The sequence below is a fragment of the Microcoleus sp. FACHB-SPT15 genome, from assembly GCF_014849525.1.
Lineage (GTDB): Bacteria > Cyanobacteriota > Cyanobacteriia > Cyanobacteriales > Coleofasciculaceae > Symplocastrum > Symplocastrum torsivum.
Genome location: NZ_JACJNU010000056.1, coordinates 58,989 through 84,419, shown reverse-complemented (window position 1 = coordinate 84,419; position 25,431 = coordinate 58,989). Strand labels below are relative to the sequence as shown.

General features: G+C 46.0%; 18 protein-coding genes. 8 read left to right on the top strand and 10 right to left on the bottom strand.

Features of this window, described 5'->3' with window-relative positions; all coding sequences use genetic code 11:
* Nucleotides 1–376 precede the first annotated feature (376 nt).
* Both H6F98_RS22615 and H6F98_RS22610 read right to left on the bottom strand, forming a co-directional pair.
* On the bottom strand, nucleotides 377–2,701 hold the full coding sequence (locus tag H6F98_RS22615; RefSeq protein WP_192220966.1) for a polysaccharide biosynthesis tyrosine autokinase: 2,325 nt from the start codon (nucleotides 2,699–2,701) through the stop codon (nucleotides 377–379).
* Between the two features lie 291 nt (nucleotides 2,702–2,992).
* A complete protein-coding gene (locus tag H6F98_RS22610) occupies nucleotides 2,993–4,543 on the bottom strand; it encodes an SLBB domain-containing protein (RefSeq protein ID WP_313929922.1) in 1,551 nt (516 codons plus the stop codon).
* A gap of 154 nt (nucleotides 4,544–4,697) precedes the next feature.
* Between H6F98_RS22610 and H6F98_RS22605 the strand changes: the two genes are divergently transcribed.
* From H6F98_RS22605 to H6F98_RS22590, 4 genes are all read left to right on the top strand, one after another.
* Nucleotides 4,698–6,359 carry an S-layer homology domain-containing protein gene (locus H6F98_RS22605; protein ID WP_192220965.1) on the top strand — a complete coding sequence of 554 codons (1,662 nt, stop codon included), beginning with the start codon at nucleotides 4,698–4,700 and terminating at the stop codon, nucleotides 6,357–6,359.
* A gap of 23 nt (nucleotides 6,360–6,382) precedes the next feature.
* The gene (locus tag H6F98_RS22600; protein WP_192220964.1) at nucleotides 6,383–7,003 is read left to right on the top strand and encodes a hypothetical protein; all 621 of its coding nucleotides are present in this window, start codon (nucleotides 6,383–6,385) and stop codon (nucleotides 7,001–7,003) included.
* A 466-nt stretch (nucleotides 7,004–7,469) separates the two neighbouring features.
* Entirely contained in the window at nucleotides 7,470–8,105 is a 636-nt protein-coding gene (locus tag H6F98_RS22595) for a hypothetical protein (RefSeq protein WP_192220963.1), read from the top strand.
* Nucleotides 8,106–8,449: 344 nt separating this feature from the next.
* On the top strand, nucleotides 8,450–8,644 hold the full coding sequence (locus H6F98_RS22590; RefSeq protein WP_192220975.1) for a hypothetical protein: 195 nt from the start codon (nucleotides 8,450–8,452) through the stop codon (nucleotides 8,642–8,644).
* Nucleotides 8,645–8,860: 216 nt separating this feature from the next.
* On the opposite strand, the gene H6F98_RS22585 is transcribed toward H6F98_RS22590, so the two are convergent.
* The 4 genes from H6F98_RS22585 to H6F98_RS22570 form a co-directional block, all read right to left on the bottom strand.
* Nucleotides 8,861–11,503: a chloride channel protein gene (locus H6F98_RS22585; protein WP_192220962.1), complete on the bottom strand. Its 2,643-nt coding sequence runs from the start codon at nucleotides 11,501–11,503 to the stop codon at nucleotides 8,861–8,863.
* A 285-nt stretch (nucleotides 11,504–11,788) separates the two neighbouring features.
* Nucleotides 11,789–12,490 carry a haloacid dehalogenase type II gene (locus H6F98_RS22580; protein ID WP_192220961.1) on the bottom strand — a complete coding sequence of 234 codons (702 nt, stop codon included), beginning with the start codon at nucleotides 12,488–12,490 and terminating at the stop codon, nucleotides 11,789–11,791.
* Between the two features lie 240 nt (nucleotides 12,491–12,730).
* Nucleotides 12,731–14,080 carry a TldD/PmbA family protein gene (locus H6F98_RS22575; RefSeq protein ID WP_192220960.1) on the bottom strand — a complete coding sequence of 450 codons (1,350 nt, stop codon included), beginning with the start codon at nucleotides 14,078–14,080 and terminating at the stop codon, nucleotides 12,731–12,733.
* Between the two features lie 122 nt (nucleotides 14,081–14,202).
* The gene (locus H6F98_RS22570) at nucleotides 14,203–15,066 is read right to left on the bottom strand and encodes a Tab2/Atab2 family RNA-binding protein (RefSeq protein ID WP_192220959.1); all 864 of its coding nucleotides are present in this window, start codon (nucleotides 15,064–15,066) and stop codon (nucleotides 14,203–14,205) included.
* A gap of 254 nt (nucleotides 15,067–15,320) precedes the next feature.
* Here H6F98_RS22570 and H6F98_RS22565 point away from each other — a divergent pair, with 254 nt between their 5' ends.
* Nucleotides 15,321–15,710: a nuclear transport factor 2 family protein gene (locus H6F98_RS22565; RefSeq protein WP_192220958.1), complete on the top strand. Its 390-nt coding sequence runs from the start codon at nucleotides 15,321–15,323 to the stop codon at nucleotides 15,708–15,710.
* Nucleotides 15,711–15,962: 252 nt separating this feature from the next.
* Here the strand turns inward: H6F98_RS22565 and H6F98_RS22560 are convergent, their stop codons facing one another.
* Nucleotides 15,963–16,928, bottom strand: coding sequence for a YegS/Rv2252/BmrU family lipid kinase (locus H6F98_RS22560; protein ID WP_192220957.1), 966 nt, complete (start codon nucleotides 16,926–16,928; stop codon nucleotides 15,963–15,965).
* A 237-nt stretch (nucleotides 16,929–17,165) separates the two neighbouring features.
* A complete protein-coding gene (locus H6F98_RS22555; protein WP_192220956.1) occupies nucleotides 17,166–19,409 on the bottom strand; it encodes a bifunctional (p)ppGpp synthetase/guanosine-3',5'-bis(diphosphate) 3'-pyrophosphohydrolase in 2,244 nt (747 codons plus the stop codon).
* Between the two features lie 393 nt (nucleotides 19,410–19,802).
* On the opposite strand from H6F98_RS22555, the gene patD reads away from it, so the two are divergent.
* The 3 genes from patD (at nucleotide 19,803) to H6F98_RS22540 (ending at nucleotide 22,684) form a co-directional block, all read left to right on the top strand.
* Nucleotides 19,803–20,162 (top strand): heterocyst frequency control protein PatD, encoded by a 360-nt coding sequence (gene patD / locus H6F98_RS22550; RefSeq protein WP_192220955.1) that lies wholly within the window; start codon nucleotides 19,803–19,805, stop codon nucleotides 20,160–20,162.
* A gap of 157 nt (nucleotides 20,163–20,319) precedes the next feature.
* A complete protein-coding gene (locus H6F98_RS22545; RefSeq protein ID WP_192220954.1) occupies nucleotides 20,320–20,913 on the top strand; it encodes a zf-TFIIB domain-containing protein in 594 nt (197 codons plus the stop codon).
* A gap of 106 nt (nucleotides 20,914–21,019) precedes the next feature.
* A complete protein-coding gene (locus H6F98_RS22540) occupies nucleotides 21,020–22,684 on the top strand; it encodes an ABC transporter ATP-binding protein (RefSeq protein ID WP_192220953.1) in 1,665 nt (554 codons plus the stop codon).
* A gap of 57 nt (nucleotides 22,685–22,741) precedes the next feature.
* Here H6F98_RS22540 and H6F98_RS22535 read toward each other — a convergent pair whose 3' ends face one another.
* Both H6F98_RS22535 and H6F98_RS22530 read right to left on the bottom strand, forming a co-directional pair.
* Nucleotides 22,742–23,761, bottom strand: a complete 1,020-nt coding sequence (locus tag H6F98_RS22535) for a hypothetical protein (RefSeq protein WP_192220952.1) — start codon at nucleotides 23,759–23,761, stop codon at nucleotides 22,742–22,744.
* Between the two features lie 2 nt (nucleotides 23,762–23,763).
* Nucleotides 23,764–25,398, bottom strand: coding sequence for an MBOAT family protein (locus H6F98_RS22530; protein WP_313929921.1), 1,635 nt, complete (start codon nucleotides 25,396–25,398; stop codon nucleotides 23,764–23,766).
* Nucleotides 25,399–25,431 lie beyond the last annotated feature (33 nt).

The following is a 25,431-nucleotide window of genomic DNA, read 5'->3' as shown; positions in this document are numbered from 1 at the left end:
AATGCGCCTCATCTGTCAATGTCAGTCAGGGTTTGCTCACTCTTAGATACACTAAATTTATCTCTTCTTTTCTTGTTTCGCTATATATTTAGCATACTAAGTACTGAAGAACCATAATTAATTATCAACTATTTTCATAAACTTAATCTTCTCGTTTTAAAATTGCTAAATTCAGAAAAACTATTCATTTAGTTTAATTGATTCAACCCATGGCTTTGGCAATTCTTCTTGCTAAGGCTCAATTGATTGTGCGTCTAACATAGATACGTCAGTGATGCAGGATACTTCCAAGCTAATCAGCATTTTAGTTGCCTGCTTGAGGTAATTCCTTCTTTGTCATCAACAAAAAGCGATCGCGTTACTTTTGTACAATTTCTTAATCTATTTTTTTCTGCAAAAGCTGCTTTGCTCTCAGGACTTCTGAGTCAGTTACATAGTACTGTTGATAGTTGTAGTAGGAGCTAGTTGTATAGCCCTTAACACCGTTAGCGACTACGCCTAAGACCGTCGCATTGGAAACTTTCATCCCATCCAAGGCTTGCATTAGCACTGAGCGGTCAGTTCTCCCTAGTCCTGCAACCATAACCACACCATCAGTGTGGGCTGCTAAAAGTCTTCCATCAGCAAGCCCCAGTGTTGGTGGAGTGTCATAGATAACCAGGTCAAAAACAGCGTGAAATTGTTCCATCAAATACTGCATTTTCCTGGAACATAAAAGTCGAGTTGGATCAGGTGGTAGCTGACCAGCGGTCAATACATACAGGTGATCCCACATTGGCAATCGCTGAATTGCCTGTTTAGCAGTAATTCCAGTCGCAATAACGTTACTTAGCCCCACCTTATTTTCTAAGCCCAAAATCTTATGCACCTGGGGACGGCGCAGGTCAGCATCGACCAAAAGTACCCGTTGACCCATTGCGGCGGCGGCTTGAGCTAGGTGAACGGCGATAGTCGATTTGCCGTCTGCGGGAGTGGCTGAGCTAATGACAATCGAGTGGATTGGCGTATCACTTCCGAGAAAGCGAATATTAGTGTGCAGGGAGCGGAACGACTCTAAGAAGGGAGAAGCTGTGTACCACTGTGGCTTACGGCGATTTTTCTTCTCAGTTGTGGAGTCTTCAGCAGGAACCATTTCTGCTACCGTAGCAACTGGTGTTATCACTTTGAGTTGCTTGTTGTACGGGATAACACCCAGTAGTGGCAGTTTGCTGCGGTCTTTCAGTTCATCGGGTGAGTGGAATACATTATCGAGGCGTTCAACTAATAAAGCGGCTCCTATCCCCAACAACAACCCCGCAACCGCGCCCAACAGGATGTTCCGTTGAGTATTAGGAGACACTGGAAATTGGGGTTCTTGGGGTTTGAGAATGATTTGCCAGGGGAGTGCTTTTTGAGCAACTTCAATCTGAAGACCTTCCCGAAATCCCAAAAAGCGGTTTAAGCTCTCTGTAGCAACGTTGAGTTCTCGTTGTAAATCGGTGTATTGACGCGCAATCACCGGCATCTGTTTTACTTGGAGGTTGAGGCTACGTTCTGCCTGGGCGATCGCATTTTGTCGCACTTGCAAAACTTGTATTTGGTTGGTTGCATCAACCAGTTGCTGAGTCAGTTCTAAGCGAATCGAATTGGGGGAATCATTCGAGACATTAACCTGTGAAAGATTTGCCCCCAGCACCCGTTGGGATTCTTGCTCTAGCAGTGGCAAGAGATTTCGCTGTTCGTTGCGTAGTGCCTGGACAGTTGGGCTTTCTTCGGTAAAGCGTGATAACTCAGTCGCGATCTTAGCTTCAACTTCTTGTAACTTATTGAGTAACTCTTGGTAGCGAGGGGCTTCACTGAGAGCCGCTGTTGCCAAGGCTTCGTTTGGTGATAGACCAAGTTGGGAAGAGATTGTTGTATAGAGGGAGCGAGCTTCTCTTAAACCAACCTGAGTTTGCAATTGCTCCTGCTCAATAGCACTCACGCGAGTTGATAGCTGTTGCGCTTGAGTTTCGGGGTCGAGGAGATTGTTCTGCTGCCGGAATGCTTGTAGTTGTCCCTGAAGTTTGTCTACGCGATCGCGAAGTTGTGGCAACTGACCTTCAACAAACTGAATCCCTTTTTTTAGATTAATTTGCCGCTCTTGAAGCGAGTACCGCAGATAGCCTCTAGCAACCTGATGTAAGACAAATCGAACTTTCTTCGGGTCTGTATCGCGGTAGCGAACTTCCAAAATCTTGGTTTCTGCTAAGCGCTCAATGTTCAGTTCACTACTCCCAATCAAAGAGTCGTAGCTGACATCTTTGTAGTCCTTTTCAATCTCCTCAAGGATAGGAGCCATTAAATTCGGGCTGCGTAAGACTTCAATTTGCGTGTCGTAATCTAGGATAGAACCGGGACTTTCGCTGACACCGGGTACTTGTGTCAGCTTGTCCAAGTTTCCTTCCTCTGTAACCGGCTCTACTAAGAGCTGAAACTTCCCTTCATACTTGGGTGTCTGGCTGAACGTCCAAAAACTGATCGCCGAGGTAACTGCGATCGCCACACCAGCAATTACAACAGCACGACGCCGTACCACACTTACGAGATGGCGCAGATTTAGCTCATCCTGCTCTTTGTCCACAGGTTGAGTCAGGGGGATTGGTGACGGTAAATATAAATGTTTCCCATTCCCATTCCCATTATTAGATGATAACGGCTGTTGAATATTGCCCCTCTCCATCGTGCCCCTCGTCCTTGTGTGTTTGATTGAGAGCTATCAGAAAAATCCGTTTGCTGTTGAATTTTGTATCTGGTATGTACAGGATAGTATACAGAAACTAGATCGATTGGAAACTCCTTTTAATAGGACTGTACTAATAGAGTCTCCAACCCTGCTGATGAATGCGATCGGGAACTTGACTATTAACGACATCTTTCAAAAAGACAAGGGGAAAGGAAGTGTCTCATTCCCTCTCCCCTTTTAGCTTTCCCCTGTTTCCTTCAAGGAGGAAATGCTTAAGCTGACGCTGCCCTAATCACCAGTAATGGTTCTAAATATGCCAAGTATGTTTAAAAAGCTGCCAACGGGATTTAGGGCGTTCCCTAGAGTATCCCCAACGCTGGCAAGGGTATTGCGTCTGATCACAACGACATCATTATTTCGGAGAGTAGGATTGCCTTCCTCATTAATTCCCTGAGCTAAATCCACTGAAATCCGGCGCTTGGAAACAGTTCCATTGTCGTTAAGACGAATCAGATCAACGGAACTCCTACGGGAACGAGGATTGAATCCACCAGCCGCTAGTACAGCTTGATTTAAAGGGGTGTTGGGTGGCACCGTGATTGCTCCTGGAGCTTCAACTTCCCCAATTACGTTCACGACAATTTCATTAGGAGCAAAGCTCGCCTCTGCCAGTTGGCCTGCCTCTGCTGGGTCGAGTGCTGTTGCTGTCGGAATAATGATTGTGTCTCCATCTTGCAAGAGAAAATCTTCATTAAGGTCACCTGAACGTAAGAGTGCCCATAAGTTGATTGGAATCACACGGGTTCCACCTGTGCGGGTAGCGCGGGTGATCGTGATTTCGCGAATATTAGCAAGGGCTGTAATACCACCAGCAACTTGAATTGCCTTAGTCACAGTAGGGGGACCAGCGTCGCCTCCACCAGCACCGACTGCGCCTGTTTCAGAACCTGTGATTGCACCCGTCGCACCACCAGTCCCTACGCCGCCTCCTGACACGGAATAAGGGCCTGGGCGGGCGACTTCGCCAATTATGGCAATATTAACTGGCTCAATTTGTTGTGGAGCGAAACTAGAATCCACCAGTTGACGAGTTTCAGCGGCATTGTAGCTGCCGACGGATGGGATAAAAATTGAGTCACCATCTCTCAACGCAACGTCTTGAGCCAAGTTGCCTTGTAGTAATTCCCAAAGGTTGACGTTGTAGACTTGCTCTGTTGTCGGGGAGGTGCGACGCCGAATTTGCACATCACGAACGGCAGCAGATTGAGTAATGCCCCCAGCTAGGGTAATTGCCTGTGTCACTGTCGGAAACTGTCCTCCAGTTGCCCCAGCGCCACCTCCTCCTACGGCGACGGAATAAGTTCCAGGGCGTTGAACTTCGCCTGCCACCGCGATAACAACGGGGCGAGCTGCTATTAGACTAATTGTGATCAGGGGGCGTCTCACAAAGCGGGCATATTGAGAGGAAATCACGTCTGTCGCTTGTTGAAGCGTTAATCCCCGAACAGATATGCTACCGATGACAGGTAAATTGAGGCTGCCATCAACTAAGACCACATACTCACCGCTATATTCTGGAACATCAAAGACCGCTACTTGAACGCGATCGCCTGCTCCTAGGGTATAGGGTGTTGCAGGAGGTGGACTACCCACTCCAGTTGCTCCAGGTGTTGCCCCAGGAGACAAACCAGGGATTTGTGCCTGGATCGGAGTGGCAACCGTAACGGCGAAAAACGCGAGTAGAGTTAAACTTGCGATCGGTCGATTCATACGTCTTCTTAAACCACTACTCGTCACACCAACTCGACCAACTATCTCAGAACGTCTTTTTGCGCTCACTTTAAACAGTATCCCTTACAGAAATGTTGACTCTCTCTACTCAAAGTCAGGCTAACTTTGGAGAAAGTTCCGGTAGAAGTGTAATGATATAAAGTCCACTAAACTCGTGTAACCTTTGAATAATCAACTCAACTTCGGAAGAGTAGGAAAGGTGATGAGGATAGCGAGATGCACGGGTCATTTCTATCAATTCAACAAGCATATCCGCTACTGGGGATATATTTTAATCGGTTCAATCTTGAGTAGTACTATGCTATCCGCTGCCGCAGGTCTTGCCAATCCTGTCGCAGCGAAGCCAACTAGCACGACTGCCAATGCTAATTATGGGGGTTCACTGGGTCAATCGCTCTTGGATACGATGCTAGGAGCGGAGGCTCTTCGTCCCCAAAAAGCCTCTCCAGGAGGGCAAAAACCTGCAACGGGTACAGCTGCACAACTGGCTCAACGCAGAACTTTTCCTGATATTCAAAATAACTGGGCACGGAGTTTTATTGAAGTCCTAGCTGCACGAGGGGTGATTCTGGGTTTTCCGGATGGTACGTTCCGCCCCGATGAACCAGTAACTCGCGCTCAGTTTGCCGCAATGATTCGTAAGGCGTTTGGACGAGCGCCTGAACGTGCAGGAATCAATTTTGTTGATGTTCCCCCAACTTACTGGGGTATTGAGGCGATTCAGGCAGCTTATCGCACAGGATTTCTGGAAGGATACCCGAATAACATCTTTCAGCCTGAGCAAAATATACCTCGTGTTCAAGTGTTGGTTTCTTTAGTAAGTGGGCTTGATTTGTCTCCACCCGACGATCCCGCAACCGTTTTAAGTACAAACTTTCAAGACGCTCCCGAAATTCCTACCTTTGCCCGCAATAGCGTCGCCGCCGCCGCTCTCAATCAGCTAGTGGTCAACTATCCGGATGTTGCTTTCTTAAATCCCAACCAGGTTGCCACTCGCGCTGATGTAGCGGCGTTTATCTATCAGGCTTTAGTGAACGAGGGAACCCTACCGCAACTTAGTGCTAATGATGTTGCTGCCCAGTACATTGTTGGCTACGAACCCGTTGCAGCACCGCCTACCACATCCCCTGATCAAGTTGCGGATACGCGCCAAGCACTTCTTTTCCCACAACCACCAGTAGAAGAACGCATTAGGCGATTTATTAGAGGAGGGTCAAGTATTGGTACACCAACAGCATTTGGCGCTGAAAGCGGCAACATTTTCTTTGGAGGAACTTATCAGGAGAGAGCGCGTTTTACTGACATAGATGATGGCGCGGCTGTGGTAGGTTTTGGTCTAGGTGATCCAAGACGACTGGTTGCTCTAGAAACGGCAGTGTCAATTTATGACTTAGAGGGCGATACGTTTGAGGATGGTGGCGTTAGCTTCAAGGTGCATCGCTTGTTTCCCGATGACTTTGCGGTGGCAGTCGGCGTAGAGAATTTAATTGAGTGGGGCAATACCGATGGTGGCAGCAGCGTTTACGGTGTTGCGAGTAAAGTTTTCCGCTTACGCCGGGACGCATCTCAACCCCTGAGTACAATCACGGCTTCGGTAGGTGTCGGCGGTGGTCGTTTCCGCTCAGAAGATAATATTGAAGAGGGAGACAAAGACCCTAATGTGTTTGGTAGTGTTGGGGTACGAGTTGCTGAACCCATTACTGTGATTGCCGAGTGGACGGGTCAAGATTTGAACTTGGGAGCCTCAATTGTGCCAATCCGTGGGGTACCCCTAGTCATCACCCCAGCAGCGGCTGATGTTACGGGTACAGCGGGTGATGGTACCCGGTTTATTCTGGGTGTTGGTTATGGGATATCGTTTTAAGTCATCAATTCCGAAGGAAAGTTATGAACATTAAGCATTTTCCTTTACACCTTGGACTAGGTTTTGCCCTAGCCATTGCGGGTGTTGTGTCTCACGCTCCAACAGCACAAGCTCAGTCGGGCAACCAGTCAGATACAACGGGTGCGATTGTTACAACCAGTGATATTGTTAATGGGGCACTCGTCCCCAGTGAGGGGGGTGAGCTAGTCATCGTTTACATCACTCGACCCATTGAAGAGGCGGTTAACGGTGCAGCAAGTTTAGTAAATCAGCAGTTGGCGGCGGGAAATTTACCCGTACTCTCTACTGATACTCCGACTGCAATTCCACTCACGATACAGCAAAATCTAGAAGTCCTCGTGACGGCCAACGGCAATGTTAGTGCTAGTGCGGCTCAGATTGAAAGTGGGTTAGTCAGTGCTGGGGCAGATGCATCTCTTGCAGCAAACTTGGTAGCTAGTTTGCGAGGACTAAATGCTGGTGGGACGGTCGATGCTGCCCAGTTTCAAGCGGCAATTGAGGCTTACAATGCCTTGATTAATGGCAGTCCTGATAGTTTTGTGATTGAGATTCCAGAGGAACTCAGAGCCATTCGTTCTGTGTTAGGTATATTGCTTAATGCTGGTTTGGCACTCAATCAATAACTGGCTCAATTATGAGTTTGATAAACATCGGTTAGTCTCAAGTAAACTCATCGTCATTAGTTACTAACTTTTTACGAAACTAATGACCAGCAAATAGGTGAAACCTTTGTGCCACTAAAATAAACCTATAGTTGTGCTAAGAGATCTCTGAGACTGAATTTCTGTATTTCAAAAGGGTGCGATCGCTTTTCTTGTGGTATCGATTTCGCTTTCATCAGGGCCTACCGATACCCCGCAACGATTCAACTTTACTTGACCAAAATTCTCTAGTTCACTCTATGCCCAACTAAAGTCATATAAGCTACATCATCTCTTAACACAGCCTTGATAAACTCTTCCTCTTGAGGGAAAATCTAACTCTTTCTAGTGATAGAGAAATTATTTGCACTCCCGCTCTAGACTGAAAACGAAGAAGGAATTAATCCAAAGAGCTTCTAGCACACAAGGAGCAAGGGAGGGCAAACTTATGTCATATGTAAATCGTCCAGGGGATAGTATACTCACTGAACCCCCAATCGTTAATCAAGTAGTCGAATATCACGATCGCGTTAGATGGGGTCCGATTATTTCAGGTCTTGTAGTTGCCTTAGCAACTCAACTGATTTTGAGTGCCTTGGGTGCTGCGATCGGCTCAAGCTTCCTTTCAGGTTCAGGTGCCCCTAGATCAAATGCCCCTGGCGTTGGCACAGGTGTAGGGATTTGGTCAATCATCAGTTTGTTAATTTCGCTATTCGTTGGCAGTTGGGTTGCCGCCCGCGCTTGTGGACCGATGAACCGTAGCACAGCGCTTTTAAACGGAGCAGTTCTTTGGGCAACAACCCTGGCACTGAGTTCTTGGCTATTGGCAAGTGGCGTAACGGGTGCTTTTGGAATTGCTGCCTCCAATGCTGGAGAAGTTATCGGCCAAGTTCAACAGCAGGGCGGTGTTAATCTACCAAACAACGCGCCCAACGCACCTTCAGCTGACCAAACTCGTGATATTGCTGGCAATGCAGCTAAAGGATTATGGTCATTTGTGATTGGTTCCTTGCTAGGTTTAGCTGCTTCACTGGCAGGAGCCTCAGCTGGTGCTCGCAAACCTCACGCTCACAGGGTTAGCTAAAAATAGTACATAGGCTGGAGGCTGGTTTTTGCCACCTCTCTTGGCACCTTCTTCAAGGTGCTTTTTTGTTATAGCTATCGCCATAAGGGTTAGGAAAAATTTAATGGCTAAAACAACCACCTACTAGTAATAAACATAAAACCCCTCTGCCTTCTGCCCTTTGCCTTTTGCTATAGTGTTTGCCTTAGTTCAGAAATTCAACAGCAGAGTAATTTTTATAATTCTTAAAAATCGTTTGTTAAGCTTTTCTGGCACATTAATTCTTCCCGATTTTTTTCCGATTTCTTACCCAAATTTTTAACTTATAACCTGTACTCTCATAGGTGTTGGGTTCCAGGAATACCATGAACGATTGTCCATGTTGCTCTACTCGGTTGCTCCGTCATGCTCGTCACAACAGCATTTATTGGTATTGTTCTCGCTGTAGACAGGAAATGCCAGTTCTCGGTGTAGCAAGCAGCAACCTTCACAAAGAGTTTCAGGTTAGAAGAACTTTACATCAGTTCTTGGCTCAAGAAGTCGCAGTGATTGCTGAGTAAAAAGCGATCGCCTTTTACGGTATATCTGTTTTATCAAGCACTATTTCCTAAGTTAGACTTCCATGCTCAAGGGACACGACGAGCAGGATGAAAACTAGCAACAAACAATAAACCTTTTTTAAATTCAGAAAATCAGGAAGTCAGGGACATCGTATTGGCTAGAGTACCTAATCATTATGTAGCGAGAGGCAAAAGAAGCGAACTAACAACTAACAACTACTCCAATGCCCCCCGTACCAAAATCACCGTGCTGTTAACGCCCCGTGCGATCGCTTCTGGAATATTTCCATGTATCACCTTTTGTAAGAGCCCTTCACGACTCGCGCCTAAAACAACAACATCACACTGATCGGCGTGAGCCAGATGAATCACAGCATCAGGCACAGAATAAGAACGTACAGGAATTGTCATGACGCTGGTGTTGAGTTTGTCGCTTAGGTAGTAGGCGGCTTTCTCTAATCCAGTGGTGTCCGGTAAAAGTATAGAAGGAGTAAAAACCTGAGTCACTTTAATCGTTGTCATCGAGTTGTGGGAAGCGAGAGCAGGTAAAAGTTGCAAGGCGTAGCTTGAATTCGGTCCCCCAGCAATGGGTACTAACCAGCGATTCCAGGCAATTGGTAAGGGACAAGCCGCAGCAGATGTCCCATCATCATGTTGTTCTTCCCGATGCCCTAGCTTGACCAACACTAAATCACAGGAAGCTTGCCGAATCAGAGTATCCACAACATTGCCAAAGATACGACCTGCGCTAGTCGGTGGCTCTGCCTTCCATCCCATTAAAATTAGACCAATATGTCGCTCTTTAAGTGTTTCTAGAATCGCTTGAGCCGTATCGTGGGCAACCCGAATTTGAGTGTGAACGGGAATTTCCCAATCTCGCCCCAGTTTTTCTGCCATACGCAGTAAGCGACGACTTTTAGTTGTTTTTACAGATGTCTGAGCGGGATTATGACTGCGAGGGATGGGGATAACCTGGAGACATTCGATTTCGTAATCGCGATCGCGGGCAATTGAGAAAGCAAGTTGTAATAGTATCGGTGCCGTTTGCGGATTAGCCAGAGGAACTAACAAACGCCCTCGTCCTACTGCTGGAGCATGAGTTTGATACACCACGTAAGACGGTTCAGGACGAGACTCGATTTGGTCATCACCACTGAGTTGGTCAGCTTCAGCACGAATAATATCGGCACGGGTGATAATTCCTACTAGTTTCCGACCTTCTATAACGGGTAATCGGCTCAGTTTGTAACGGTTGAGCAAATAGAGAACCTGACTCAATGGGTCAACGGGGATAACCGTTATTGGCTGAGGGGTCATGATTTGTGAAATCGTTGTATCCCCAGGCAACTGGCGCTGGCTTGCATTCGCCAAATCTGTTTGAGTAATAATCCCAACCAATTCACCGTTATCGAGTACCGGAAAACCGCGATGATGGGAGCGGGAAAACGCCCGTACCGCTTCATCCAACGTCATCTGACTCGCCAGAGTTTCAACTTTGGGCTGCATTAAGTCCGAGGCTTTCAATCCCGATAAAGAACCCTTCTCTAATTGTTGAGTAGGCAATGTGTAGCCTTTCAATTCCAAGAGACGCTGATACAGTGAGCCTTTTGCTAACTTATCGGCAATCAGGTAGGAGGTTACACAGCTAATCATCAATGGCAGCACGAGATTGAAGTCTGTTGTCATCTCAAACACGATGACAATCGCCGTAATCGGGACTTTTGAGACAGCGCTAAAAAATGAACCCATGCCTGCCAAGGCGTAACTTGTCGGCAAACCTACTCCCAACAGATGAGATTGAGCAACTCCTACTAAGTAACCCAGCGCCGCACCTAGCACAAGAGAGGGGTGAAACAAACCGCCTGGTGCGCCGGAACCATAGGAAACTAACGTGAGAATAAAGTAGGCAACAAAGGCAACACTTGTGAATTGCCAACTCGCTTCACCCGTGAGTAACAACTCCCGTAAACCGTTGTTGTCTCGGAAGGAAATCGGCAGCAGTGCCACAACACAGCCACAAATCATCCCCGCTAAGCCAATTCGTATGGGTAATCTGAGGTTCAGGCGTTCGTAGAGGGTAAGGCTGGCAAGCAGTCCCTGATTAAACAATGCCCCTAGCAATCCAGCTAAGACACCCAACAACACATAAAAGGGAATTTCTGGCGCACTGAAGCCGCTTGAAAGGTCGGTGAGTTGCAGGTTGAGATCTAAACTCCGTCCACCCAATAGCCGCGAGACAACAGCACCAATGAAAGAGGCAAGAATTGCTGTCCCTAATGTCAGATTTGAGAGGTCACGTAGTAGTTCTTCAACGACAAATAAAATTCCCGCAAGGGGAGCATTAAAACCTGCTGCTAAACCAGCACCCGCCCCGGCTGCAATCATCTGACGTCGGTGATCGGGAGAAGTCGGCACCCAATGACTCATTTGTCCTGCGATCGCTGCACCAATATGAACCGTTGGCCCTTGTCGCCCCAATGTTAGCCCCGCCGACAGGGATAAAATGCTGCTGACTAACTTGACGAGTGCGACTCGTAAATTGAGAGTAATGGGAAACTGAGCGAGTGCGCCTTTAATTTGTGGAATACCACTACCCGTTGCTTCGGATGACAAACGCTCAATGATAAACCCGCAAAGTAGCCCTAAAGAAAGTCCGATCGCGGGTAAGGCTATGCTAGCGGGTAGCAAGAGAGAAGCCTGAACACGCCATGAACCAAAAAGACCAACACTTTGCTTGAGTAAGACGGCAGAGAGTCCAGATACTAAACCAATCAAACAGGCTTCTGCGATCGCAAGGCGGCGCCTCGGTAACAGCCATTGACGAAAGCGCTTGGGAAGGGATACGGGCAATGTTGTCATTTGTCGCTAGCGACAGATAGTAGATGCTGGACAACAGAAATTAGTTGTTGGTTGTTGGTTGTTAGTTGTTGGTGAATATAAAATTTTAACGAGACAACTCCCTAAATGGGTAGGTTTATTTTTGCCCGTTTACTTAGCACCTGAAACTTATAGCAGAAAGCCGTCAGCTTGTCGCGTATCAGCTTTTTTTGTTTTCCTTGCGTAGAGAGCAAGTTTCACAAACCTCCTGCCATACCTCATCTCTCCAGGAAACCGCTATATCCCAGCCAAGCTTATTAGGTTTTTTCATGAGTCTAAACTCATGAGAGACACCAAGGTTTTTAAATCTGGTACTTCCAAATCTGGTTTTCCACTTGCTGAGTCTATCACCTGATTGTCTTGTTTCTCACCTCTGCGGTTAACCCATACCGATGATAATCCCATGCTTCTTGTCGGAATTATGTCATGATAAACACTTTGAGCAATGTGTAAGAGTTTATCTGGAGTGATGCCCATGCGTTGAAGGGCAAACTCAAAATTTTGTCGAGAGGGTTTATAAGATTTGACTTGTTCCGCTGTGATTATCCAGTCAAACTCTACGTCTAGTTTTCTAGCCGTAGCGGCAAATAAATCATCATCGATATTGGAAATAATTGTAAGTTTATAGCTTTTTTTCAGAGCTTTTAGGGCTTCAACGGTATCGGGGAAAGGTTCCCAACCTTTAATTGATTCAGCCAGTGACTCGGCTTCAGCGTCTGTTGGTATAAAGTTCAATCTTTCCCCAAAGGCTTGGACTAATCTTTTAAGAACTTCTCTGTATTTTAAGTAGTCTCCAGATTGGTGAGCCGCTTCAACTTGAGCATAAGCTTCAAGAATTTGCTCATCGCTGAGGCTTACATTATGGTTTGAGAGGATAGGTTTTAATGCCCCTAGAATCCCATTATCCCAATCAATGAGTGTCCCGTAGCAATCAAAACTCAAAACTTCAAATTGCTTAAAGTCTATCATCGGTTTGTTGTATGGCAAAAGGCAGAGGGTTTATTACTAGTAAGTGGTTGTTTGGGCTGTTAAATCTGTCCTAATCTTATAGCGACAGCTATAACTTTTTGGTTATTTGTTACTTGAATTACAGAACTGTTTGGTTGCCAGTTGTTATAAGGATAGTGATTTGTTTTGAGATTTTTTTAGGTTAACATTTCTTTCTCAATGATTTCTCCTACCTAACAACTAACAACCAACAACCAACAACTAACTTCTACCCGTAGTGGAGATTCCTTCTACAATTAGCGATGGCGTGTAGCAAGGACCATTCCAATCGGCATCGCCACCTAGGGCTACCAATTGCTTCAGGACAGTGTAGACATTTCCAGAGATCATCGTGTCTTTCACTCGACCGATGATTTCTCCTTTTTGCACTCGGTAGCCCAACTCAACGTTGACTGAAAACTCCCCGCTAAGTCCAGCACCACCGCCTAACAACTGATCTACAACGAGTCCCTCATCGAGTTGCCCAATCAAGTCACAGAGCGAACCCTTTCCCGGTTGAACCAGCATATTAACTAAGCCGGGACTCGGATAGCTACCCATACCAGGACGAAAGCCATTACCAGTCGTGCTAGTGCCTAGCAGTCGTCCTGTTGTGCGATCGCAATAAAACTGCTGCAATCGTCCTTCTCGAATCAACAAAAGTGGTTGGGTAGGAGTGCCTTCATCATCAAAGGGGCAGCTATAGGGGCCAGTATCTGGTTGCTGAGTGATTGTGAGGGTGTCGGACGTGACAAGCGGGATCAAGTCTGTCAGTAAAACAACACCTTGGGATTTAGCGCGTAACATCTCGCTCCAAGGGGAAGCTCCTTCTAACACTTGTTTCCCATTTAACGCTGACTGAACTGTATCCCAGAGCAAATCAGCGGCTTTGGCAGTTAGTAAAACGGGTACACGAGTACTGGGAGGAGAGACATTTTCTTTTGCCCAACTCAAACGTTGTAGAATTTGCTGAACAACTTTTTCAATCGTCAGCGTCCCTCGCTCAGTCTGACCATCATAGACGCTCAAAAAGTCCTCACCCCGTACCCATTCTGCTCCAATAAAGCAACTCAGGGTTGTGTCGGTGTAATGGCAATCTAAGCCTTGAGAGTTAACCAGACGTGTTGTTTCCTCTTCACATTCCCACTGTCCTGTACACAGGACTTCCGGGTAAGCGTCACGAATCTGAGCGATCGCAACTTTACCCATTTCAACCAAGGCTTCCACTGGCACTGTCTCTCCGAGATCGGGATAGTGATCAGTTCTTGCCCCAGCAAGTTCCACGGGTTCCGGTTCATTGAGATACGTCATGGCGATCGCGCGATCGACCAAATCTTGGGGTTCCACTGGTCCATAAGCAACAGCAAGTCCTGGACGTCCCTCTCGCCACAGCCTAAGGGCTACTCCTTCCGATTGGCTGCTTTCAAGCTGCTTCAGTCGGTTGGCTTCAAAAAACACTGGTCGAGAAAGCGATCGCGACTGATAAACCTCTGCTTGCTTCACCCCTGCTTGAGCCGCTAACTCTAACAGTTGTTCGGCGTGTAGGGCTTCTGGCAAATCGTTAGAACCCATAACTAAAACCTTTTTATCAGTTGTCTGTTCTTAATTGTCCGTTGTCAGGTGTTCTTCTCTCTTAAGTTGAAGGGTAGAGGCTTGTCACTGATTCTAAACGTCAATTACTGACCGTTGAAGCGCTACTTCAACTCTTGCAGCAGCCAAAATCCTGCAAAGGCTTCTGAGGTTGGGCTAGATTGCACGGCAAGAAAATGTACCCGTTGTGCCTTTTCCTTCGCTGACTCAAAGCCTCTAGCCTCATTTAACGTTTGGGCGTCTTTAATATTAGCCAGAATCCAGCTATCACTTTCACCCGTTTCGAGTAACAATCTAGCAACTGGCTCACTCTCAAATCTGACAAACGCAAGCTCTAAGCCTGACATCCAGGCTGCCACGGGAGTTGCTCTGGAGGAAAAAATAATGATGCCGGGAATTCGAGTGTCGGGCGCAAGTTCCATCAGCGAGAGAGGAAACACTTCTCCAAAGGCAATGTCCCACTCATCCATTTCCTCAAAAGCCGCCGCTTCCAAGCTCACAAACGCCCACTTCTGTCCTTCCAAAGCATCCGGTAATGCTTGCGGGGTTTCGGGTTCATAACGGACAAACGAAGATACCTCTGCTGAGGCTTGATATCCAGGCTGGCTGGGGTAAAAATCCTTTGCCCGTTGTTGCAGCCAACGATCTATGGTGTAGGTGCGGCGCGACGCTTGAGCGGGGATGCCCAAATCTTCACAGGCTTTGACGATCATGTTGCTCATCTGACGCCGAAAGAAGCGAATTTTTTCGGGGGGTTGTTTACTTTGAGCGATTGCCTCTGCGATCGCACTTTGCAGCCAAATCGAATTTACCTGCTGATTGGGGCACCAACTGGCATAGCGAAATAACTCCTCAGTGGATTGGCGCGTATCTAAAGGACTCTCACACAGTAAGACTTCCCATACCTTTTTCTGGTTTTCGTCCAAAATCGAACGCGAGTAAAAATCTAGTTCCCAAACGATACCCATGCCACAAAGTTATGCTCTAACCCTTTCCTTAATCATACGGGTCAGTGAGACATGACTTAGATAAGGTAGCAGAGCATCTAAGGTTGGATAATATTGTGCTATGGCAAGCAGCAGTCAGCTTTCAGTGGTCAGCTTTCAGCCAAATAGCTCTGGCTAAGGGTCATAGTCTTCGTTGATGTCCTAATCTATACTTCGACTGCTATAACTTCTGCCTTTAACAATCAAGTAGTAGAATTTGACCCCAAGGTATACCGATGAACAACGGACGAAGTGAAGTCTTAGCGGCAAACGAAGCGTTTTATCGAGCCTTTGAGAAAAAGGATATTGAAGCGATGAGTACTATTTGGTCGCAAGGAACTGGTACTCTTTGTATTCATCCCGGACGTAGGGCACTGCGAGGCTGGAAGGAAATTGAGTCATCCTGGATGCAGATATTTAGAAATACAAAATATATTGAGGTTGAAACAGACATTATTTCTGTGGAACTTCGTGAGACGCTCGCCTATGTCATTTTGACCGAGAAAGTCCTCCAAGCCAGTGGTGGTAGAAGCATTCAGGCAGAGTCAATGGCAACAAATATTTTTGAGTGCATGGCATCTTCGTGGTATCTCGTTCATCACCACGGTAGCCCCCTCATGCGTTAAATATAGCAGTTAGCGGTCAGCTATTAGCTATCAGCTTTTTTGTTTTCCTAACTAAAAGCGCTCTTTCACAGATTTGAGCTGTACCTCATTTAACTGAGAACTGCTATAAGCAAATGTACAAATCGAATTGTTAGATTTAATACTAACAAGAAGGATATTTTATAGCAGCTAGCGTCAGCTATTAGCCATTAGCTTGATTCTAAAGAAGGATTCTTTCAAAGCTGATAGCTGAGTGCTAATAGCTAATAGTTTTTACAGCGGATATCTCGTCTCAACTGCCAATTCTGGCAGTCCTTCAAGTCTTTCATGGGGTTGCTCTTCTTCTATTTGTGGTACACAGATAGTTAAGCCACCCGGAATACACTCGACTTCAACAGGAGTCGTTCCAAGAATTTCCCCATCCAGAACAACTTTCTGAGGTGGCTGTGTTGTTACCTTAATACGCCTTGCTCGCAGGTAGCCGATGTCATCTCTTTCAGCCGCGTCGCCACGAATCGCTGTCTGTAACAGGTGATAAGCTGATGCGATCGCAACCGTCCGATTTGCAGGGGCTACGACAGTTAAATCGAGCAAACCATCATCATAAATAATACCTGCTGGTCCCTGAGCAAAAATTGATGTTGGTGGGGCAGCATTCGCGATTGTCACAGCCGCCGCCGAAACCTTAATCACTCTATCCTCTGTTTCAAGTTCTACTTCAAAGGTTTCAAACTCCCGTAGTTGCTGCACTCCAGCCAATACATAAGCTAGTAGTCCCAAGCGGTTCTTTGCTTCTCGATCCGCTTTTTCGACCATTTCTGCCTCGAAGCCAATGCCAACCAGCAAAACCATTGGTTTTCCGTTACACTGTGCGGCATCAATAACCTTTGTTACTCCCCCTAAAATAGTCTGACACGCCCCTTCAATCGTGTCTGGAATGTTTAACGCCGAGGCAAACGCGTTAGCTGTACCCCGTGAAATGATAGCCAAAGGAATGTTTGTTCCCACTAATGCTTCAGCCGCTGCCGACAGGGTACCATCACCTCCAGAGGCAATAACCATATGGACACCACGGGCTACAGCATCATACGCCAGTTCAGACGCATCAACCTCTGGCGTTGTCAAGCGAATATCTAGGTCGAATTCAGGATCTAAAAGCGCCTGAATTTGCGACAAATCTTGGTCAGGGTCGCTTTGACCAGCAACTGGATTAAAGATAAGGCAGGCAGAACGCTTCATGGTTGGTTGTTGGTTGTTAGTTGTTGGTTGTTAGTTGCAACAAACAAAAAGCGACAACTTATATACGAACTGCTCAAATGCACTCGATATAAGTTTGATGGAATGCTAGTTCATCAATGACTAGCTTTCCTTCGCGGGATACTCTGCCATTCTCACTAAACCCTCCCAACTTTGTCCTACCCATTAGGAAGGGTTTCTCCCGAAGCCCCTGCGGTATCAATAACAACCAACAACTAACTACTCCTCAACCTGACTGATGCGACGCATATTCAAAATATCACTCATTTTTCTGATTTGGCAGAAGCTACTTTCTAGTTGCTTGTGGTCACGAATGTCAATGCACAGGTCGATAATGGCTGGTTTACCTTCTTGAGTTCTGACTTGGGCGTTGCGAACATTAATATTTTGGTCACTTAAGCGTGACAGGATATCTTTAAAGACACCCACTCGATCAATCACTTCCATTTGAATGTTGACAGGATAAGTTTGAGGACGCCCATTATCTGCATCGGTAGGATTCCAGCTAACAGGAACTAACCGCTCTCCGGGTACACTTTCAACATTGGGGCATCCCTGTCGGTGAATTGAAATGCCACGGATGCGAGTGACGGCACCAATAATCGGTTCACCAGGAACGGGATTGCAACAACCTGCAAGGTGATGGAGTAGCCCTTCGACACCAGCAATCGGTTCACCTTTACTACCACCCGTAGAGGGGATTTTAACAACAGGGGTCTGAGTTACGGTCTCTTGTGAATCCGTTTCAATTGGTTGCTTGGCTTTTACAGCTTCTCGCAGGCGATTGACTACGATGTTCAGCGTTAGTTCACCATAACCTAAGGCTGCCAGTAAGTCTTCAACTGTATGGTAGTTACATCGCTCTGCTACAGCCTGCATCGGATCGGATTTTAGCAACGATTCAAAGCCTTTTTTGCCGAGTTCCTTTTCCAGTAGTTCTCGACCACGAGCAACATTTTCTTCTCGATGCGATCGCTTATACCATTGCCGAATCCGGTTCCGGGCGCTGGGTGTCACCACAAAATTTAGCCAATCTAAACTAGGGTGACTGTTTTTCTGTGTAATAATTTCAACGATGTCGCCGTTGTGCAATGGACTATCTAACACGCGCCACTGCCCATTCACGCGCACACCTGCACAGTGGTTGCCGACTTCCGTGTGAATCCGATAGGCAAAGTCTACTGGTGTTGCACCCCGACTCAAGGACACAACATCCCCACTTGGCGTAAATACATAAACATCGTCATCAAATAAATTATCTTTGACGCTGTCCATATACTCCTGAGCATCTTTCAGGTCATTCTGCCATTCCAGCAACTGCCGCAGCCAAGTCAGCTTTTCATCCTCTGCTGTGAAGCGAGTATTGCTAGAACCGCCACTTTCCTTGTACTTCCAATGCGCCGCGATTCCTAACTCCGCAACGTGATGCATTTCCAGGGTGCGAATTTGCACTTCAATCGGACGACCACTTAGACCAATCACACCTGTATGTAACGACTGGTAACGGTTTGGCTTCGGTAAACCAATGTAGTCTTTGAACCGTCCCGGAATCGGTCGAAAGGCATCATGAACGATTGCCAAGGCGCGATAGCACTCTTCCTTGGTTTGCACAATCAGCCGCATCGCCGCAATATCGTAGATTTCATGAAACCCTTTCTGCTGCCGCTGCATCTTTTGGTAAATGCCATACAAGTGCTTCGGACGTCCATTGATATCTATGCACTTGACACCTACTCCCTCCAAGCGATCGCGCAAAATTTCTGTTACCTTAACTAAGCGGTCTTCTCGATCTTGGCGACGCTCGACAACGAGTGCTTGCATTTCTCGGAAAGCCTCTGGTTCCAGATACTTAAACGCTAAATCTTCCAATTCCCACTTAAAGCGACCAATTCCTAAGCGATTGGCGAGTGGTGCAAAGATTTCTCTGGTTTCTAAGGCAATTCTGCGCTGTTTCTCTGGATTCAGGTGTTCTAGCGTCCGCATATTGTGCAGTCTATCTGCCAACTTGACGACAATTACCCGAATATCTGCCGCCATCGCGAGGAACATTCGGCGAAAGTTCTCGGCTTGACGCTCGGTTTTACTAGAGAAGTTAAATTTAGAGAGTTTTGTAACCCCTTCAACGAGTCGCCGCACCTCTACTCCGAACCGGGATTCGATTTCTTCTACCGTGATGTCTGTATCTTCCACAACATCATGTAGGAACCCAGCCGCTATCATCACACTGCTGCCACCCAAATCCCTCAACAACCCAGCAACGGCTACTGGATGGGCAATGTAATGTTCTCCTGAGGCTCGGTATTGTCCTTCATGCAGTTGGTAAGCAAATTCAAAGGCTCGACAAATCAAACTGGTATCATCCGGCACTGGTTTCTCAGTAGCGGGTGAGGCGGCGATTAAGCAGTCTCGCAACCAGCCTGGAACATCAAGATCAAGAGCGGAGGTTGTGGCGGTAGCATTCATAATTTTTTTTGCTAGTGAGTAAAAAATAGATCTGAGAGTTTAGCAGAAGTACTGTGAGAACAGTAGCGTTGCAGAACTATTGGTTGTTCCTTACCTCTTTTAAAGTCGGAAATTTGGTCAAGATGACTGGAGAGGATTTTTAGGTAAGGCTGTACAGGGCACCTGAGCAAAAGCTAGGAGCTTTAGCTGAGGCAACAGTGAGCGCTTTAGACGGTAAGCGCTTATTAAATTGCGATAGGAGCAGGTGCAAGAATGCTAGGAAAGCTCATCTCTTCTTGGTAAACAAAGCTTACTGCAAGGGTTAATCCTTGAAGGCTTGCTTTGCTATTAACCAATCTCCTTTATTAAAAAGACAAAATTCTTTACATTAATTCTAGATCAATGAGAGCCAGAATGTTACAGCCATCACATCAACAACGTTATCAAAAATTTAAACAGGTTTTAGAGGAATTGCACCAAACCGTTATTGCAAAAGATTTCGAGAGTGTAGCACTGCCTGAGCAGTTCCAGGCGGTAAAGCAAGTATTTCTTTCGGAAGTTGCGAGTTTAAGTGCTGATGACTTTGCCGTGGATATTATGTCCCGATGGCAGTCGATTCAGACAGAAATCTACAAGCAGATGCGGCTCTTGGAGACGGATTTGATGCTATTGCAAGCCTCACGGAGTGCTGCAACCACCCAGACTCGGACAGCGAATGTGTGCGATCGCATATCGACTCTGATTCGCTACTGTGAAGCCTTGCTGGAACAGTAGAGCTAACTAGAGTGGATGATGTTCATTGTCGGTTGCTGGCTTCTGTTGCACTTTTGATAAAACGAAACCATTAGCTTGTAGACTCACTAATACTCTAATACTGCCCTCTCGGAGTAGATTAAATAGGAAAATCGGACGTTTTGAGGAAGAAAAATCAGTGCATTGCCCGAAATGTAGAAAAGTAACACTCTTGGACGGCATTTTCGACAACAAGTTTGCCGTAAAGTATTGCGATGAGTGCAAAGGAACCTGGATTCCTGCCAGTGAGTACGAAGCTTGGCAGACACGTCAATCTTACAATCCAGTAGTACCAACGGTACTCTCCAAAACGATTAATGTAGATTTTGTCCAATCTCCCTTCGATGCCAAAGCGGCTTTATGCCCAGAGTGCCAGCGCTATCTATCACGAGCAAAGGTCAACCTGAAGAAACCGTTTTATGTAGAGCGGTGCCTGCAATGTCGTGGAATCTGGTGCGACTATGGAGAATGGGATATTCTAGAACGCCTTGGGCTGCACACCACAATTGAGCAGTTATTTACTAATGAATGGCAGACAAAGGTACGAGAACACAAATTTTCTGAACAAGAGCGTCAAGCAACCGTTGAAAAGTTGGGGAGCGAATTGGCAGCGCGTGTATTTGAACTCGCTGAGTTGCTGGAAAAGCATCCGAATGGAGATTTTGGGGTGGCATACTTGATGCGGCGAGTGTCAGTGAACGCTCAAAGCCCAGATACGAGAATTGAAAAGTAAGTGGTGGTCACTAGGTTAGATCACGTTGAGCAATTTGTGCATTAAGTTGTTGCTTTTTGTCCATTGTCGTTGGCTATTGCAACTAACTACTGACTAAGGACTAAAAATGAGTGAAGCCCTGTTTCGTGTAGAAAATTTGCGGGTGGCTTATCCCCAAAGCCGTTCAGCACCAACGCTCCAATGGGCAGTTGATGATGTTTCGTTCACGCTGGATGCTGGAGAACGATTGGGATTGGTGGGAGAGTCAGGTTGCGGCAAGTCAACGCTGGGACGTGCTGCTATGCGCCTCTTACCAGAATCAACACGAATTGAAGGACGAGTAAGGTTTTCAGGGCAATCGGTTTTTGATTTGACCCCGGCTCAGATGCGTCAGTTTCGTGGGGAAGCCGTGGCGTTGGTGTTTCAAGACCCCATGACTCGGCTTGACCCGTTGATGACGATTGGGGAACATTGCATTGAAACCTTACAAGCGCATCAGCCCCAGCTATCAAGAAGTCAGAGTAAGGAAAGATCTCTTGAGACGCTGGATGCGGTGAAGATTGATGCTAATCGGTGGTCACAGTATCCCCATGAGTTTAGCGGAGGAATGCGGCAACGAGTTGCGATCGCACTTGCTTTATTACTCAACCCGAAGCTGATTGTTGCTGATGAACCAACGACTAGCCTTGATGTTACAGTTGCGGCGCAGATTTTAAAGGAGTTGACACGACTGTGCCGTGAACGAGAAATGGGGCTGCTGCTGATTTCTCACGACTTGGCAATGGTAGGGGAATATTGCGACACCATAGCAGTGATGTATGGGGGGAAGATTGTAGAAAAGGGTGCGGTGGGAACGATTCTCCGGCGACCCCAGCATGAGTATACGCGATCGCTTCTGGAAGCAGCACTCCATATTCAAGCTGTAGACGAGCAACCGTTAAAAGCAGACACTTCAACCTTAACGGCTAACACCTCACCACTATTACGAGTTAAAGACTTAAAGCAGTACTACACTTTAGAACGTAATTTTATTGAGCAACTGGTTTTCAGAAAAGAGGCGACCTACATCAAAGCCGTAGACAATGTAAGCTTTGAACTCAATCCGGGTGAAATTCTCGGACTGGTGGGAGAATCAGGTTGTGGCAAGAGTACGTTGTCCCGTACCATTTTGCAGTTAATTCGCCCAACTTCTGGAACTGTTGAGTTTCTGGGTAAAGATTTAACTCAGTTATCGCGGCAGTCTCTGCGGCAGTCACGGCGTCAAATCCAAATGGTCTTTCAAGACCCCCATGCTTGCCTGAACCCATTGATGACAGTGGGACAAAGTATTGCTGACCCCTTATTTATTCATCAACTGGCGACTCCTGATGAGGCAAAAAGTCAGGTGATAGAGATGCTGGAACGAGTAGGTCTAACACCGACAGATGATTACTATCATCGCTATCCAGGTGATTTATCGGGAGGACAGCAGCAACGAGTTGCGATCGCACGGGCTTTAATTACGCGCCCTAGTCTGCTAATCTGCGATGAACCTGTGAGTATGCTAGATGCCAGCGTCCAGTCGCAGGTGCTGGATTTGATGCTGGAGTTGAAGGCGGAATTTAACCTTACCTATTTGTTCATTACTCACGACTTGTGGCTGGCGAGATTTTTATGCGATCGTATCGCTGTAATGAATAGTGGTCAGATCGTTGAAATCGGTGCTACCCACGAATTATTCACCAATCCCCAACATCCCTACACTAAAACACTACTACAAGCCGCTCCCCTACTGGCGACACAGCAGCCATAAGGTTTTTTGAGGTAGAGAACGGATTGATTATCGAGATATCACCTTCAGGCGTTCTATTTATACACCATTCAGTTTTTGACTTATATATTTAGTTAAAATCTGAGAACCTTTTTTGTTTAAATGAAACGCATCTACAAAATATTCATCTGAAAGCTGTAAGTCAGTGTGGGCATCTATTAGTGAATAGTTGAATTTGCCCAAAATTAATTGTAAGCGTTCTCTATGAGAACTCATATTCTTTTGATTTGAGTCAAACTCACTTAAGTACTCCTGCCGGATTGGGGATAAGACAAACACTAAATTCATACCATTTTGTTTGGTATAGTTGACAAGATTTTCTAAAGAATTATAGCAAGCCTCTTGCTGACTTAGCTGGCTCATGACCTTAGACCATTGTTTTCCTTCCCATCGATCAGGTGGAATATTTTCTTTTGGCACTTCTAGTAAAACCGAGCCACTGGAGTCAAAGTTTAGTGAGTCAAGTGTATTATTCGTTGTTCTTTGTCTCCTGACCTCTAGCATCAAGCCAGGGTCTAGCATTCTCGACAGAGTTTGGTATTTAGCATGGTAGTACACAGCAGCAATACCTGACTGAATATAGTTAACAGCATCCTCCCGATGAAGATTCTTTAAGGATACATAGTGAGCATCCATTTTTTTATTGGGTGAGCAGGACTGAAAGTCAACAGGAGCTGATAAAACTAGCACTGTCTTAGGCTTGCCACTCAAGTCTACAGAGAAGTCAACTAAGTCTTTCAGATCAACCATCTGCAAACCATAAGAAGCAAAGTTTGTGAACGGTATTTGATTACCCTTGGCATCCTTCAAAAGAGATGAATCTATATGATTAACGGCTATGGATGAACCGACCGCAATTAATGAAGAGTTTTTCGGTTTTACATCCTTAAGAAATCTCGCTTTCTCGTCAAAGCTGATGCTAGCAAGAAACTGAGGTGCAGTTAATAATTTACGCTGCTCTAGAATCAATGACAGCAAGATGATAAAAACAGAGAAAACCGCAAAATTGATAGTGATGAGTCGGTTATATGCTTTAAAATTTTTCGCTAGTTTTTTCATGGTTAGAAATCGAAGTACAAAAATTCACTATGGGTTACAGACAAAACCTTGAGAAGCGTAAAAAAGGTAACGAGGCTGATCAAAAAGCTAGTCAAAGAAGTGGGGTGCCATTGTAACTTCTGCCATAAGCGATCGCCCCAACCTGAAGATGTACCAACCGACGGTTGATTGAGAACTGGCTTGTACTGAGACAACCATTGCTGAGTGTTGGGAGTGAACCAAGTAATTAATAGTAGAGAACCAATCCAGAGAATTACTTCTGTAGAGCTTGCTTTGAGATTTAGCATTAAGCCATCAAACTGCACGCCCCAACTTTGTAGAAAGGCTAGCTTCGTTGATAGGGAGGATGGCAATGAAATACTGTTGGCACCGCTCATTGCCTTCAAAATTGCGATCGCAGGTGCCATGCTCTCTGCTCTAAAGAAAACCCATGCAACTACGACAAAAATAAATGTCACAAAGCAACTTAACCCCCGACTCCACCAGTGACTCTTTTTCAAATCATGTCCCAGCGATTTCCGGAACGAACGCCATTGATGATTGACGACTAAGCCGAACCCATGTAATCCACCCCAAAAGACAAAATTCCAACCTGCACCATGCCACAATCCGCCCAGCAGCATGGTAATCATCAAGTTCGTATTGCGTTGTAGTTCTCCCTTACGATTACCACCCAGAGGAATGTAGAGATAATCTCGCAAGAAGTTAGAAAGAGTGATATGCCACCGCCGCCAAAAATCGCTAATGTTCACCGCTTTATAGGGCGAGTTAAAGTTGACAGGTAGCTTAATCCCAAACATCCGGGCAGCACCAACTGCCATATCGGAGTATCCAGAAAAGTCAAAGTAGAGCTGCAATGAGTAAGCTAGTGCCCCAACCCAAGCTTCAAAGAATGTAATAGGTAAACCCTGAGTTGCAGCATTAAACACAGGGGTAGCATAGACAGCAACACTGTCAGCAAACATGACTTTCTTAAATAGCCCCATTGAGAAAATCGTGATGCCTACTGCCATATCTTCCTGGTTAAACTGATAAATTGAGCGCTGCGTAAACTGAGGCAACACCTCTTTGTGATGGACAATTGGACCAGCAATCAGTTGGGGGAAAAAGGTAACGAAAAGGCAGTAGTTAAGAAAGTTGTATTCTTTAGTTTCTCCTCGATAAGCATCCACCAAATAGGCAACTTGCTGAAAGGTAAAAAATGAAATACCTAGAGGCAGAATAATCGTCTTCAGATTAAAAGCTGTGCCGCTTAGGTCGTTAACCGTATCAACGAAAAAATTAGCGTACTTATAGTAAGCAATCAAACCTATATTTACTGCAATGCCTAAAGTCAGTAGCAACTTTTGGTTAATAGGTAGTGTGAAGCGCTGGCTTAGGGCAGAACCCACAGCATAGTTGAACAGCAGTGAGAAAATTAGTAATCCTAGATAAACTGGGTTCCACCAACTATAGAAAAATAAAGAAGCGGCAACTAACCATAATATTGCTAACTGGAAATAACCTCGTCTACCAATCTGGAAAAAGACAAAAAGAGTGACTGGTAAAAATAAAAAAATGAATTGAGGAGAATTAAATAGCATGACAGATAGCTGTGTTCGGGTTGAATAACGCTGTACTCGGTAGTTTTGCAGCACAAACTTTTACAGGGCAAACCTGCAACGCCAGAT

Excerpts from the sequence above, each read along its gene's own strand:
- H6F98_RS22615 (WP_192220966.1), bottom strand. The coding sequence starts at position 2,701 with ATGGAGAGGGGCAATATTCAACAGCCGTTATCATCTAATAATGGGAAT.
- H6F98_RS22605 (WP_192220965.1), top strand. The coding sequence starts at position 4,698 with ATGAGGATAGCGAGATGCACGGGTCATTTCTATCAATTCAACAAGCAT.
- H6F98_RS22600 (WP_192220964.1), top strand. The coding sequence starts at position 6,383 with ATGAACATTAAGCATTTTCCTTTACACCTTGGACTAGGTTTTGCCCTA.
- H6F98_RS22595 (WP_192220963.1), top strand. The coding sequence starts at position 7,470 with ATGTCATATGTAAATCGTCCAGGGGATAGTATACTCACTGAACCCCCA.
- H6F98_RS22590 (WP_192220975.1), top strand. The coding sequence starts at position 8,450 with ATGAACGATTGTCCATGTTGCTCTACTCGGTTGCTCCGTCATGCTCGT.
- H6F98_RS22585 (WP_192220962.1), bottom strand. The coding sequence starts at position 11,503 with ATGACAACATTGCCCGTATCCCTTCCCAAGCGCTTTCGTCAATGGCTG.
- H6F98_RS22580 (WP_192220961.1), bottom strand. The coding sequence starts at position 12,490 with ATGATAGACTTTAAGCAATTTGAAGTTTTGAGTTTTGATTGCTACGGG.
- H6F98_RS22575 (WP_192220960.1), bottom strand. The coding sequence starts at position 14,080 with ATGGGTTCTAACGATTTGCCAGAAGCCCTACACGCCGAACAACTGTTA.
- H6F98_RS22570 (WP_192220959.1), bottom strand. The coding sequence starts at position 15,066 with ATGGGTATCGTTTGGGAACTAGATTTTTACTCGCGTTCGATTTTGGAC.
- H6F98_RS22565 (WP_192220958.1), top strand. The coding sequence starts at position 15,321 with ATGAACAACGGACGAAGTGAAGTCTTAGCGGCAAACGAAGCGTTTTAT.
- H6F98_RS22560 (WP_192220957.1), bottom strand. The coding sequence starts at position 16,928 with ATGAAGCGTTCTGCCTGCCTTATCTTTAATCCAGTTGCTGGTCAAAGC.
- H6F98_RS22555 (WP_192220956.1), bottom strand. The coding sequence starts at position 19,409 with ATGAATGCTACCGCCACAACCTCCGCTCTTGATCTTGATGTTCCAGGC.
- patD (WP_192220955.1), top strand. The coding sequence starts at position 19,803 with ATGTTACAGCCATCACATCAACAACGTTATCAAAAATTTAAACAGGTT.
- H6F98_RS22540 (WP_192220953.1), top strand. The coding sequence starts at position 21,020 with ATGAGTGAAGCCCTGTTTCGTGTAGAAAATTTGCGGGTGGCTTATCCC.
- H6F98_RS22535 (WP_192220952.1), bottom strand. The coding sequence starts at position 23,761 with ATGAAAAAACTAGCGAAAAATTTTAAAGCATATAACCGACTCATCACT.